This is a genomic window from Stenotrophomonas sp. GSD10 (assembly GCF_056172695.1).
Window position 1 is genome coordinate 4537396 of the sequence record NZ_JAOCMC010000002.1, and the last position, 13254, is coordinate 4550649.

Below are 13254 nucleotides of genomic sequence, written 5' to 3' on the forward strand. Positions count from 1 at the left end.
GGCAGTGACAGCTGTCATCCGATGTCACTGACGGCGGCAACTGCGAAATGTGACCACGGCGGCACAGGATGGCAACGTCCCCGCTACCGGTACCGCCCATGGATCCGATCGCCCCGTCGCTGGCCCGCCTGCAGCAGGTGCAGGTGCGCTATCGCGACCATACCGCCCTGCACGGCATCGACCTGCAGGTCCGCGCTGGCCAGGTGCTGGCATTGCTGGGCCGCAACGGTGCCGGCAAGAGTACCGCGATCAGCGTGTTGTTGGGCCTGCGCCGCGCCGATGCCGGCCAGGTCGAGCTGCTGGGCGGCGACCCGCAGCAGCGCGCCAGCCGCCTCGGCCTGGGCGTGATGTTGCAGAGCACCAGCCTGCCGCCGATGCTGCAGGTGGACGAGCTGGTGGCCCAGGCCAGTGCCTGCTACCCCGACCCGATGCCGTTGCCCGAGGTGCTGCAGCGGGCCGGACTGCAGGCGCTGGCACGCCGCCGCTATGCCCAGCTGTCCGGTGGCCAGCAGCGCGCGGTGCAGTTCGCCATCGCGGTGTGTGGCCGTCCGCGCGTGCTGTTCCTGGACGAGCCGACCACCGGCCTGGACCTCCAGGCACGGCAGACCCTGTGGCAGGCGATCCGGCAGCTGGTGGCCGAAGGCTGCGGCGTGCTGCTTACGACACATTATCTGGAGGAGGCCGAGGCTCTGGCGCAGCAGGTGGTGGTGCTGGAACAGGGCCGGGTGCTGGCCGATGCGCCGCTGGCCGAGCTGCGCCTGGCCGACCGGCCGCGCCGCATCCGCTGTCGCACTGCGCTGCCCGCCGAGCAGGTGCAGCAGTGGCCGGAGGTGCAGCAGGTGCAGCGCGACGGTGAGCACCTGCAGCTGCTGGCCAGCCCAGCCGAACCGGTGGTGGCCCGCCTGCTGGCGGCCGACGCGCAGCTGCGTGAGCTGGAAGTACAGGGCGCGGCGCTGGCCGACGCCTTCCTCGACCTGACCCGGGAGGCCGCATGAACACCCCGATCCGCAGCGCCCTGATCCGCGGCGCCGCGCAACCGGCCCCAGCCTGGCGCCAGGCCGTGCGCCCGTACCGTGCCGAACTGCAGGCCGAACTGCGCCGCGCCTGGCGCACGCCGGCGTTCGCCGTGCCTTCGTTGCTGTTCCCGGTGCTGTTCTATCTGCTGTTCGGTGTGCTGCTGGGGCGTGGCCACGCGCCGCTGTACCTGCTGGCCACCTACTGCGTGTTCGGCGCGATGGCACCGGCATTGTTCGGTTTCGGCGTGCAGCTGGCGCTGGACCGCGAAGGCGGCCTGCTGACGCTCAAGCGCGCGCTGCCGATGCCGGCCGCGGCACCGTTGCTGGCACGCCTGGCCATGGCCGTGATGTTCGCGTTGCTGGTGGCGGTGGTGTTGATCGGCGTGGCGCGTGTATTCGGCGCTGTGCAGCTGTCGGCGTTGCAGATGCTGCAACTGCTGGCAGTAGCGGGGCTGGCTGCGTTGCCGCTGGGGGCGATCGGTCTGCTGATCGGCAGCCATGTCAGTGCCAGCGCCGCGCCGGCGATGGTGAATCTGGTCTACCTGCCGCTGGCGTTGCTGTCGGGGCTGTGGCTGCCGCTGTCGGCGCTGCCCAAGGTGTTTTCAATGATGGCACCGCTGTGGCCCACCTGGCACCTGGCGCAGCTGGCGTTGCCGGTGGTGGGGCTGCCGTCGGTGGGCAGCGTCGCCGGCCATCTGCTGGTGCTGCTGGCGGTCACCTTCGTGGCGTTGCTGCTGGCGCGGCGCCGCCTGCGCCGGATCGGCTGAACTGGCATGATCGGCAGCGATCGTCCCCGCCTGGATCCTCCTGTGCCGCCGAGCTGGCTTGCCTCCCTGCTGCGTCCCGCGCCGGATTCGGCCGTGGCCGACAACCTGCGCCGCGGCAAGCCGGCCTGGGCCGATGCCATCCACCTGCTGTGGACGGTGTGGGTATTCATGACGCCGCTGTTTTCCGGGGCTACACGCTGCGCTGGCTGTGGTTCACCCTGGCCAGCTATCCGTTGTTCCTGCTGCTGTATGCGCGCCTGCTGCTGTCGCCGCGGCACCACGCGCCCCGCTACGCGCTGGCGATGACCGCGCTGGCCATCGTGCTGGTGCCCTGGTACCCGTCGGGCATCAGCTACTTCATCTTCGGCTGCGTGATGCTGCGGGTCTGCGGGCGCAGCCGCTGGTGGCGCTATCTGTTGCTGCTGGCCGCGCTCAACGCGGTGTTCTACCTGGTGGCCTACCTTGCGCACTACCCGTGGCAGAGCCTGGTCTGGGTGCCGGCGGTGTCGTTCATCATCGGCATGGTGGTGAACGTGGAGACGGTGAACAAGGAAAAGGACGCCGCATTGCAGCTGTCGCAGGAGGAAGTGCGGCGGCTGGCGACCACCGCCGAGCGCGAGCGCATCGGCCGCGACCTGCACGATCTGCTGGGCCATACCTTGTCGCTGATCACCTTGAAGCTGGAGCTGGCGCGCAAGCTGCATGACCGTGGCGACGCACGTGCACGGCAGGAGATCGGCGAGGCCGAGGACATCGCGCGTGAGGCACTGGCGCAGGTGCGCAGTGCGGTCACCGGCATCCGTGCCAGCGACCTGGCGGGCGAACTGGCCTCGGCACGCCTGCTGCTGGAATGCCAGCAGGTGCACCTGCACTATGCGCCGCCACCGGCAATGCCGGTGGACGTCGAACGCGGCCTGGCGCTGGTACTGCGCGAAGCGGCCACCAACATCGCCCGGCATGCGCAGGCAACGCAGGCGCGGGTGGATTTCATGCTGGAAGGAAGGATGCTGGCGATGCAGATCCGCGACGATGGCCGCGGCGGTGTGCAGGCCGAAGGCAATGGCCTGTGCGGAATGCGTGAGCGGGTGGCGGCGCTGGGCGGGCAGCTGCAGATGCAGTCTGCGAAGGGCGAGGGCACAGTGCTGACCGTGCGCGTGCCTGTGGGCGCGGCCACCACACCGCTGCCACCGGGCACGCCGCCGACGCTGGCAGCGGGCGGTGCCGCATGATCCGCATCCTGTTGGCTGAAGACCAGGCGATGGTGCGGGGTGCGTTGTCGGCGCTGCTGGGCCTGGAGCCGGACATCGAGGTGCTGGGCAGTGCTGCCGACGGTGAGGCCGCCTGGCGCATGCTGCAGCAGCTGCAACCGGACATCCTGGTGACCGACATCGAAATGCCGGGCCTGTCGGGGCTGGAGCTGGCGCAGCGCATCGCCCGCCATGAACTGCCGATCAAGGTGGTGATCGTGACCACCTTCGCCCGCGCCGGTTTCCTGCGCCGCGCGCTGGAAGCGGGCGTGCTGGGCTACCTGTTGAAGGATGCGCCTGCGGAGAATCTGGCTGAGGCCCTGCGCAAGGTAAAGCAGGGCATCCGCGCGATCGATCCGCAGCTGGCGCTGGATGCGTGGTCGCAGGCCGATCCGCTGACTGACCGCGAGCGCCGCGTGCTGCGCCTGGCCGGCGAGGGCCGTACCGCCAGCGAGATCGCCGAGCAGCTGGGGTTGTCGCACGGCACGGTGCGCAACTACCTGTCCGAATGCATCGGCAAGCTGGGTGTGGCCAACCGGATCGAGGCGTACCGGCTGGCACGGCAGAAGGGGTGGTTGTAGGAGCGTACTGCCTTTCCTGGTGATGTCGTTTCCGCGACCGCGGAGAGGTGTCACTTTCTTTGCGCGCAAAGAAAGCAACCAAAGAAACGCTCCTCCGGTCGCGAGCCGACGTGCTGCGCACGCCGGTGCCCTGCGCTCCTCGGTCCGTCGAGGGGCGGCGCGGGAACTCGCTGCGCTCAGACACCCGCGCCTCTTCGCCCTCGCCGGACCTGCGGTGCTCGGCTCGCTCAAGGCGGACTGGAAGGTCTAGATCAACAACAAAAGCATCCACGCGCGGCGTGGACCTACTGGGTGCAGCTGTGGCCTTTGACGTTGGGTCCGCCTTTTAGCGAGCCGAGCATCGCAGGGGAATCAGGGGCGCAGATGCGCCGATGTCCTGTAGAGCCGACTGTTAGTCGGCTGACTTCTGCGCGCCGTCCCCTGATTCACCGAGGAGCGCAGGGCACCGGTGCGTAGCACCGGCTCGCGATCTGGCGGCGTGTTTCTTTGGTTACTTTCTTGATGGCGCACATCCCTGTGCGCCACCCTATGGGCCGGCTACGCCGTTCCACGCTGCTCCTGCAGCGTGGTGCACGAGCAAAGAAAGTGACACCCCTCCGCAGTCGCGGAAACGATCCGCCGGGAACGCCCGGCGAATCCTTTCAATCCTTTCCGCGCGCCATCGCCTGGAACACCCCGTCGCGCCGCACCCACAGGTGGAACAGCGCCGCACCCACGTGCATCAGTACCGTGGCGAACAACACGTAGGCCAACAGACTGTGCGCGTTGCGCAGGGCGGCATACAGCGCCGGGGTATGCGGCACGATCGGCGGCAGGTGCAGGCCACCACCGAGCACGATCGGGTAGCCGCCGGCCGACAGCATCGCCCAGCCAATCAGCGGCATCGCCAGCATCAGCGCGTACAGCATCCAGTGCGAGGCCTTGGCCGCCATCACCTGCCATACCGGAAGATCCGCCGGCAGCGGCGGCGTGCGATGGCGCAGGCGGTTGTACAGGCGCAGCAACACCAGCAGCAGGATCGCGATGCCCAGCGGGCGGTGCAGGTCGATCAGCGCAGGACGCAGATGCAGCGAGGCGACCATGGTCACGCCGATGAACAGCATGGCGATGATCATCAGCGCCATGGTCCAGTGCAGCACCCGCGCCAGCAGGTTGAAGTGGCCGTTGCCGGTGCTCATCGTGTGGCCCCCTTCGGTTGCTCGACATTGCCGCTGGCGCGCTCGCGTTCGCGGCGGTTGAAGGACTGCGAATACACGGCCGAGCGCGCAGCCAGGATCGGATCGTCGCTGCCGCGCACGCCGCTGGGCAGGATCAGCGGATCGAAGTTGATCTGGCCGCAGGCGCCTTCCTCCTGCGACTGCATGCGGTCCAGGCTGAGCACGCCGGCCACCACCTCATCGCGCGACGCGGGCCACGGCACCGACGGATCATCGATGGCATCGCCGGGCGCGGCGGTGCTGACGACCAGGTTCCAGCGCACCGGGCCATTGGCCAGGCGCTGTTTCAGTTCCTGGCTGAGGAAATCGACGCTGGCCTGCTTGCGCGTTTCCGCATCCATCTCCACCACCGCCGCCTGTGGCTGCCAGCGCCAGCGCACCGCACGTTTCTGGCCCTGCGCATTGGTGAACCAGAAGCTGTTGACGCTGTTGAAGGTGGTGTCGGCCCAGCTGCTGGTCCACGGTGCGGTCTTGGCCCACTGCTGGAACGCCTGTGCGCTGGGGTATTTCGCCAGCACCGCCGCCATCTTCTGCGGGTCGGGCTTGCCGGTGGCCGGGTCGGGAATGGAGGCACGCGTCTGCTCGAAGAACGCCTCGGCGTTGGGCACGGCGAAGAACGGGAAGCTGTTCATCGCCATGCGCCATTCCTGGCCATCGTCGCTGACCATCTGCACCGCGAGGCTGCGTACGCGTGCGGTGTTGTCGGCGCCGTAGGGGTCGCCACCGCCGATCGACAGGCGGCCCATCACCGGCACCCGGGTCTGCGAGAACACCCGTGCGCTGGACAGGGTAGGCGCCTGAGCGCTGGGTTCGAACCAGCCACTCACGCAGATGCCCTTGCTGTGCGCGCGGCGGAAACCCGGATGGGCCGGGCCGGTGGCCTCGATGGTGTCGGTGAAGCGCTGTGCGGTCAGGCGGTTGCCGATCCAGCCGGCCAGCCAGGCGAAGGTCAGCGCGACCGCACCCAGAATCAGCGCGATCAGTGCGATCCAGAGCAGTGGCGAAGGCGTGCGCGGTGCGCCTGGCGTCTGGCCGGCACGGGTGTAGCGGAAGAGCGACATGGTCGGAGTCCTGCCTTCACGGAGCGTGTGGGTGGTCGACCCACACATCCTCGCAGAACCCGGCCGCGGCCGAAATTCAATTTTTCGTCAAACTTCCAGAGCGCGCCGAACGCTTGGGTAGAGTCGACTGTCAGTCGACTATCGCGCGCAGCGCAGGGGTTTCACGGCCGGTTCCAATTGAAGGGCAGTCGGTCTTAAGAGCCGTCGGCTTGAAGAGCAGTCGACTAACAGTCGACTCAACCGTGCCCGTGCCCGTGCCGTCCCCGGCGGTCGGGCCGGGGAAGGGCGGGGCATGCGTGCCTCAGGCGTAACGCGCCTTCAGCATCGCCCATGCCGAGCGCAGCGCCAGGGCTTCGCCACCGGCCGGACGGCCCGGGCGCTCGCCATCGTTCCAGGCATACACGTCCAGGTGCGCCCAGCGCTGGCCGTCCTGCAGGAACCGCTCCAGGTACAACGCGGCGGTGACCGAGCCGGCCATGCGCGAACCGGCGTTGGCCAGATCGGCAATGCCGCTGCTCAGGTAGCGCAGGTAGGGGCGCCACAGCGGCATGCGCCAGACCGGGTCGCGCGTTGCATCGCCAGCCTGCAGCCATTGCTGGGCCACCGTGTCGTCGTTGCTGAACAGTGCCGGCAGATCCGGGCCCAGCGCGATGCGGGCAGCGCCGGTAAGGGTGGCGAAATCCAGCACCAGGTCCGGCGTCTGCTCACCGGCAAAGGTCAGCGCATCGCACAGGATCACGCGGCCCTCGGCGTCGGTGTTGTCGATCTCCACGCTTAGGCCCTTGCGGGTGGCGATCACTTCGCCGGGGCGGAACGCATCCGGACCGATCGCGTTTTCCACCGCCGGTACCAGCAGGGTCAGGCGTACCGGCAGCCCGCGCGCCATCACCAGGCCGGCCAGGGCCAGCGCGTGGGCGGCGCCGCCCATGTCCTTCTTCATGTTGCGCATGCCGTCGGCCGGCTTGATGTCCAGGCCGCCGGTATCGAAGCACACGCCCTTGCCGACCAGCACCAGCGACGGATCGGTGTCCTTGCCCCAGCGCAGCACCACCAGGCGCGGCGCGCGATGCGAGGCGCGACCCACGGCGTGGATGGCCGGGAAATTCTGCTTCAGCAGTTCATCGCCGGTGATCGCCTCGACCTGCGCACCGTGTGCATCGGCCAGCGCACGCGCGGCATCTTCCAGCTGCTGCGGGCCCATGTCTTCGGTCGGGGTGTTGACCCAGTCGCGCACGCGCAGGCTGGCGGCGATCAGGTCGGCCACTTCGCCCGACGGTGCAGCCACCAGCTGTGCCGGCGCACGGTTGCGCTTGCGGTAGCGGTCGAAGCGGTAGCTGCCCAGGCCCCAGCCCAGCTGCAGCAGCGCCTGTTCGGCGGCCGGCAGTTCATTGGCCAGCTGCCAGACGCTGCCTTCCGGCAGCGCGTGCGGCGCGTGCGCATAGCTGTAGGCATCGGCGCGATCGCCCACGCCGATCACCGCACCGGCCAGGCCATCGGCACCGGGCAGCAGGGCCACGCTGTGCGCGCCGGCGCTGAAGCCCTGCGAGGCCAGCCACGCCTGGGTCGCGGCCGGTTGACCGTCTTTCCAGGCGGCAAACTGTTCGCGGTCCAGCACGTACAGTGGCAGTGCCGCGGTGGTGTCGGCGGTGAAGCCAGTGATCTCGCTCATGCGTCAGATACTCCGGGGTGCGGCGGCGTCGAGGTTGGCGTCCAACCAGTCGGCCAGGCCGGTGAGGGTGTCGAACTGCAGGTCCGGCTGCAGTTGCGGATGGGTCCAGGTGGCGGCCTCGCGGTTGATCCAGCAGCCGCGCAGGCCGGCGGCAATCGCTCCGGCCACGTCCATCTCGGCGTGGTCGCCGACGTGCAGTACCTGGGCCGGCGCCACACCCAAACGGGTGCAGGCGGCGTGGAAGATGCTGGCCTCGGGCTTGGCCGCGCCGTGTTCGCGCGAACCCAGCTGGAAGGCGAAATGATGGGCCAGGCCGATCCGTTCCAGGTCGGCATTGCCGTTGCTCAGCGCCGCCACCGGTACCCGCGCAGCGATACGCGCCAGCGCATCGATCGCATCGGGGTAGCACTCCACCTGGTTGCGCGCGGCGTAGAACACCTCATACGCCGGTTCCAGCAGATCGAGGCTGGCGCCACTGGTGTGCAGCGCTTCGTGCAGGGTCAGCCGGCGCAGCGCGCTCAGGTCGTGGTGGAGGTGCGGATGGGCGTGGTACAGCCGCTCGCGCAGTTCACGCATCGCCGCCACCGGATACATCGCGGCGGTGGCCGGGCTGTGCTCGCACATCCACGCGTGCAGGACCTGTTCGATGCGGGCGCCGATCGGAGCGAACGGCCACAGCGTGTCGTCAAGGTCGAGGGTGATGGCTTGGACGGGGAAATTCACCCCGCCATTCTACCCCTGCCCGCGCGGGCTTTCATGCGGCGCGGCGGGCGGGGCACGGGCGCTGGGCCGGGTCAGCGCAGGTTGTACGAGCAGGCGATGGTGGTCTGGCGGTCGAACGCCTGCACGTCCAGATTGTGTCGGCCCACTTCCTTCGTGTAGCTGCCCGCCACCGGGTCGGTCATCTTCGCCAGGGCCGCGATCTGCTCAACGCTGGCCGTGCTGAAGTACGCGGTGAAGCTGTCGATGCCGTCCTCGCCGCTGGCGCCGTCATAGGACTGCAGGCGGTTCACCGGCTGGCCCAGCACCATCAAGGGCGTGGTCAGCCGGAACTCGCCGCTGGATTCGCCGTTCTGCGCGCGTGCCGGGGCCGGTGCCAGCAGCCGGGCCATGGCGTCGAACTGCTGGGGCGTGAGGTGTCGCTTGCAGGTCACCGCTTCAACAAGCTGGGTACGCGCCTGTTCGGCGGTCGGTGGTGCGGCGGCGAAGGCGGGAGCGGCAAGGCAGGCCAGGGCGAGGCAACGCGTGGCGAAGGAGATCATCCGAACGGATCCATCCGAAAAAGGGGGCATAGTCTGCCAGTTCTGCCCTCGCTCCGGCCCTGCCGTCTGCGCGCCGCCGCCGCTGCCGCGTTCATTCCAGCAGCCGCGCCCAGCCCTGCATGCCCTCCAGCCGTGCCAGCACCAGCTTGATGCAGACCAGCAGCGGCACCGCCAGCAGCAGGCCGATCATGCCCCAGGCCCAGCCGAACACCATCAGCGCCAGGATCAGCACCAGCGGCGACAGTTTCATGCGCCGGCCCAGCACGATCGGGGTCACCATCTGCCCTTCCAGGGTGTGCAGGCCCAGGTAGGCGGCCGCTGGCAGCAGCGCCTGCAACGGGTCGCGGAACTCGACGAAGCCCATCAACAGCATCAGCGTCACGCCGATCAGCGGGCCCACGTACGGTGCGAAGTTCAGCAGCGCGGCCACCGTGCCCCACAGCAACGCCTCCTGCAGGCCGATGCCAAGCAGCATCAGCACGCCGGCGAACACCAGGCCCACCAGCGTGTTGATCACGCTGATGGTCAGCACATAGCGCGAGACCTCGCGCTCGATCGAACGCAGGATGTCACTGGTGAAGCGCTGCTGCTGGCGGTTCGGGAACAGCGCGATCGCCGCGCGCTGCAGGCTCTGGCCGTAGATCATGAAGAACAGGGTCAGCAGCACCACGGCCAGCACCGAGGCGGCCAGCCGTGGCGCACGGGTCAGCATGCGGTAGGGGTCGTCCAGCTGGGCGCGGATCACCTGCACCTTGTGGTTGCTGTCACCGCCGGCCACGCGCGCGAAGTTCTCCGCGGCCTGGTTGGCCTGCTGCACCGGCTTGGTCAGGTCCTGCACCTGGCGGGCCACCTTGCGCAGCTGCTGCGGCGCCTCCTGCGCCCAGTCCATGGCCGGGCCGATCAGCTGCACCGCCAGCGCACCGGTCACGCCCAGGCCGGCACCCAGGATCAGCAGCGCGCCCAGTGCGCGTGGAATCCACAGTTTCTGCAACAGTCGAAGGATCGGGTTGCCGACCAGCGCAAAGAACATCGCCAGCAGCACCGGCAGGATGATGTCCTGCGCGGCCCACAGGGTGAAGCCCATCGCCAGGGTCGCCAGCACCACCAGCGACATCGGCCCGCGTGGGCGCGACGGTGGCGGCAGCGGCGCCTCGGGTGCGTCCGGGGTGCCCGGTGCGGGGGACAGAAGGGACTCGCTCATCGATGCGGCAACCAGGAAGGGGAACGCATTATCCGCCGGCCGTGATCGGCGCGGCGGATTCCATGAATCAACGTTCGGACAGCTCGGTGGCCGCTTCGGCCGGGCGCGGTTCGCGCAGTTCCGGTTCCGGCGCCGGGTGCGGTGCGGGCCGCGCTTCAGCGGTGGAGGCCGCCGCCTGTGCATGTTCACTGGCCTGGTCGGCGTCGTCGGCCGCATCGTCGGCGGAGGCGGCAGCCTGTGCGGCCATCGCGGTGGCGAACGCCGCCTGTGCGCTGGCGAACAGGTTGGAGACCGAACCGACCATCTGCAGCCAGCGTGCACCGTTGACCTTGCCTGGCACCTCCAGCTTGCCGGCGATGAAGCCGCCGGCCAGGCCGACCACCACGATTCGCAGCGGCGACCAGCCCTGGCGCCAGACCTGGCTGAGCGTGGACCAGTGGTCCTGGGTCTCGCCCAGGCGCACCGTCACCACCTGTTCGCAGCGTTTCACCCGCCGCTGCAGCGCGCCGAACTTCATGGCTTGCCCTCCGGCAGCTGCACCTCGGCATCGGGATCGTCTTCGCTGGGCTCGTCGAACAGGCCCAGGCGTGACAGCTGACGCCGGGTGGCGTGCATGCCGGTGTGGTGGAAGAAGTAGGACACCCGCCAGATCGCATAGCCGGTGACTGCCAGGCTCAGCAGCGAGGTGATCAGCAGCGCCTGCAGCCAGCTCAGGCCCCAGCTCTGCAGCAGGGCGATGAGGGTGGCGGCCATCAGCAGCCAGGCCGAGGCGCCGAACACGATGGCCACACCGGCCCAGGCCAGCGCACGGCCGAATGCACTGCGGGCCAGTGCGAAATCGGCAGATGCCAGCCGACGCAGCGAACGCACGGTGTGCTTGGCCGAATCGGCAGCAGCACGACCGGCCGCGCCGACCTGGCGGATGCTCTCATCCAGCGGCGGGGTCGCCGCTGGATCAGGCGTTTGCGTGGTGTCTTCGCTCACGCTGTCGCTTACTTGTCGCTGCTGCCGCGGGCCAACTTGGCGATGATCCAGCCGGCAGCGAAGGCCACACCGAACGAAGCCAGCGGACGTTCGCGGATCAGTTCAGCGGCGCTGTCGATCAGGTCCTTGCCCTTGTCCATCAGTGCATCGACCTGTTCCTTGGCGGCGGCACCGCCGAACTCGGCGGCGGCCAGGCCGGACAGGGCGCTGTCGGACAGTTCAGCCTTGACGTTGGCCTTGCCGATGCGCAGCTCGTCGGTCGCTGCACCGGTCGCACCCTTGATCGCACCGCCGGCAGCACTGGCGGCCTGCTTCAGGTGGGAACCGGCTTCACCCAGGTGTTCCTTCAGGTTCTCGGTATTGGTGGGGCTCATCGAATCACTCCTGTTGCGATGGGGGAACGGGTGTCGGCGCTGCCGACCTGGACTGACAGCAATAGCATTGCCGGGGTATAGGAGGTGTTACGGCAGAGCGATCAGCGCATCACGAGCTGGCCCTGCTGCTGGCCGTTGTTGCGCAGGATGCGCAGCACCAGGGTCGGTGGGCGCTGCTGGAAATTGGCGCGCCAGCTGGCCAGATCAGCGAATTCACCTACGGTGGCATCGGTGATGATGTCGCCCTGCTGCAGGCCGTTGCTGGCCGCACGGCTGCCACGCTTGACCTCGCTGACCAGCACCCCGCCTGCGCCGGACTGGCGCAGCGATTCGGGCAGGTCAACGAAGGTGGCGCCGCCCAGGCGCGGGTCCAGGCTGTCGCCGGTGACCGCACGCGCCTGTTCCTTCAGCGTCGCCTTGATCTGCAAGGGCTTGCCTTCGCGACGTACGTCCAATGCCATCGCACTGCCCACCGCGGCCAGGCCTTCCACGTTGTGCAGGGCCTCGGCGCTGTCCACGCGCTGGCCGTTGGCTGCGACCACCACGTCGCCCGGCTTCAGGCCCGCGGCGGCGGCGGCCGAACCAGCCAGCACGCGGGTGATCAGCGCGCCACGCGTTTCGCCCAGGCCCAGGCCTTGCGCGATCTGCGCGGTCAGGTTCTGGCTCTCCACGCCCAGCGTTCCGCGCACCACCACGCCATGCTTGACCAGCTGGTCGACCACGCTGCGCGCAAGGTTGGACGGAATGGCCAGGCCGAGGCCGATGTTGCCGGCCATGCTGCCCTGCGGGTTGAAACTGGCGGTATTGATGCCGACCAGCTGACCCTGCAGGTCGACCAGCGCGCCGCCGGAATTGCCGGGGTTGATCGACGCATCGGTCTGGATGAAGTTCTGGTAGCCCAGCCCGCGGATGCCGCTGCGGCCCACCGCCGAGACGATGCCCGAGGTGACCGTCTGGCTGAAACCGAACGGGTTGCCGATGGCCACCACGAAGTCGCCCACGCGCAGCTGGTCGCTGTTGCCGAGCTTGATGTCGGTCAGATTCTGCGCCGGGATGCGGATCAGTGCGATGTCGGTGTCGCGGTCCGAACCGAGGAACTCGGCCTTGACCGTGCGCCCGTCGGCCAGCGTCACCTGCACGTCATCGGCGTTGTCGATGACATGGTGGTTGGTCAGTACCAGCCCTTCCTTGGCGTCGATGATCACGCCCGAACCCAGCGATTCGTTGATGCGCTCCTGCGGAATATCCGGGAACAGGCGACGGAAGAACGGGTCGTTGAAGAACGGGTTGCGCACGCGCACCACTTGCTTGGTGTTGACGCTGACCACGGCCGGCATGGCCTTTTCCAGCATCGGCGCCAGCGACGGTACCGCCTGCCCGGCGACCGAAGCCGGCAGCGCCGCCGCAGTGGGCAGCACCGCTGGCAGGGGCGCTGCATCGGCGCGATTGTCCAGGTGCGCGTTGATGCCGGTGGCAACGAAGCCACCGAAGGCGGCGGCGATTGCGAGCGTGAGCAGGGTGGGTAGCGGTCGCATGGGCGTCGGTTCGCAGGCGGGAGGGAGGGCCGTTCGGCCCTACGGTAAAACAAGCTGAATGAGTCTGTCGCGATCTGGATAAATGCGCCATGAAAGTCGGATGCGTGAACTCGCCGCCAGGCGAGGTCACGAACGCAGAGTGCGACACCGGCGGAGGCCATGCGTGCAGCGTCCAGGCACGCCGCGAACGCAGCCGGTACCGGCCGATACTTGCGCAGTTCCGCGCAACCGGGTGCTGCAGGACACCACAACCTGCACCTGCGGCCGTACCCGGACCGATGCACGCGACACGCCGTTGCCGCCGTGCCTGGCGTGCGGCGCAGCACTGAAAAAAGGGGTT

At 68.7% G+C, this 13254-nt stretch carries 13 protein-coding genes and 1 pseudogene; 4 read left to right on the plus strand and 10 right to left on the minus strand.

All coding sequences use genetic code 11. The annotated features are described in order from the left end of the window. Positions 1-98: 98 nt before the first annotated feature. From N4G47_RS21055 to N4G47_RS21070, 4 genes and pseudogenes are all read left to right on the plus strand, one after another. The gene (locus N4G47_RS21055; protein WP_475289843.1) at positions 99-995 is read left to right on the plus strand and encodes an ABC transporter ATP-binding protein; all 897 of its coding nucleotides are present in this window, start codon (positions 99-101) and stop codon (positions 993-995) included. Beyond that, positions 992-1783 (plus strand): ABC transporter permease, encoded by a 792-nt coding sequence (locus N4G47_RS21060; RefSeq protein WP_475289844.1) that lies wholly within the window; start codon positions 992-994, stop codon positions 1781-1783. Before N4G47_RS21055 ends, N4G47_RS21060 begins: the two co-directional genes overlap by 4 nt. 6 nt (positions 1784-1789) lie before the next feature. Then, positions 1790-3012 (plus strand): annotated as a pseudogene (locus N4G47_RS21065) (sensor histidine kinase). Beyond that, a complete protein-coding gene (locus tag N4G47_RS21070; protein ID WP_025878350.1) occupies positions 3009-3611 on the plus strand; it encodes a response regulator transcription factor in 603 nt (200 codons plus the stop codon). Before N4G47_RS21065 ends, N4G47_RS21070 begins: the two are co-directional and overlap by 4 nt. Positions 3612-4252: 641 nt before the next feature. On the opposite strand, the gene N4G47_RS21075 is transcribed toward N4G47_RS21070, so the two are convergent. From N4G47_RS21075 to N4G47_RS21120, 10 genes are all read right to left on the minus strand, one after another. Beyond that, positions 4253-4789, minus strand: coding sequence for a cytochrome b (locus tag N4G47_RS21075; RefSeq protein ID WP_475289845.1), 537 nt, complete (start codon positions 4787-4789; stop codon positions 4253-4255). Further along, positions 4786-5889, minus strand: a complete 1104-nt coding sequence (locus N4G47_RS21080; RefSeq protein WP_475289846.1) for a catalase family peroxidase — start codon at positions 5887-5889, stop codon at positions 4786-4788. Before N4G47_RS21080 ends, N4G47_RS21075 begins: the two co-directional genes overlap by 4 nt. 301 nt (positions 5890-6190) lie before the next feature. After that, positions 6191-7558, minus strand: coding sequence for a leucyl aminopeptidase family protein (locus N4G47_RS21085; protein ID WP_475289847.1), 1368 nt, complete (start codon positions 7556-7558; stop codon positions 6191-6193). A gap of 3 nt (positions 7559-7561) precedes the next feature. Continuing rightward, entirely contained in the window at positions 7562-8281 is a 720-nt protein-coding gene (locus N4G47_RS21090) for an HAD family hydrolase (RefSeq protein WP_409460790.1), read from the minus strand. Positions 8282-8352: 71 nt separating this feature from the next. Next, complete coding sequence (locus N4G47_RS21095; RefSeq protein WP_475289848.1) at positions 8353-8820, minus strand: hypothetical protein; 468 nt, start codon at positions 8818-8820, stop codon at positions 8353-8355. 91 nt (positions 8821-8911) lie between these two features. Then, positions 8912-10021 carry an AI-2E family transporter gene (locus N4G47_RS21100; RefSeq protein WP_475289849.1) on the minus strand — a complete coding sequence of 370 codons (1110 nt, stop codon included), beginning with the start codon at positions 10019-10021 and terminating at the stop codon, positions 8912-8914. Between the two features lie 67 nt (positions 10022-10088). Continuing rightward, the gene (locus tag N4G47_RS21105) at positions 10089-10538 is read right to left on the minus strand and encodes a protein sip-5 (protein WP_475289850.1); all 450 of its coding nucleotides are present in this window, start codon (positions 10536-10538) and stop codon (positions 10089-10091) included. After that, positions 10535-11005, minus strand: a complete 471-nt coding sequence (locus tag N4G47_RS21110) for a phage holin family protein (protein WP_107231524.1) — start codon at positions 11003-11005, stop codon at positions 10535-10537. The genes N4G47_RS21105 and N4G47_RS21110 overlap by 4 nt, the downstream gene beginning before the upstream one ends. An 8-nt stretch (positions 11006-11013) precedes the next feature. Continuing rightward, entirely contained in the window at positions 11014-11379 is a 366-nt protein-coding gene (locus N4G47_RS21115; protein ID WP_010486932.1) for a hypothetical protein, read from the minus strand. Between the two features lie 101 nt (positions 11380-11480). Continuing rightward, the gene (locus N4G47_RS21120; protein ID WP_475289851.1) at positions 11481-12914 is read right to left on the minus strand and encodes a Do family serine endopeptidase; all 1434 of its coding nucleotides are present in this window, start codon (positions 12912-12914) and stop codon (positions 11481-11483) included. Positions 12915-13254 lie beyond the last annotated feature (340 nt).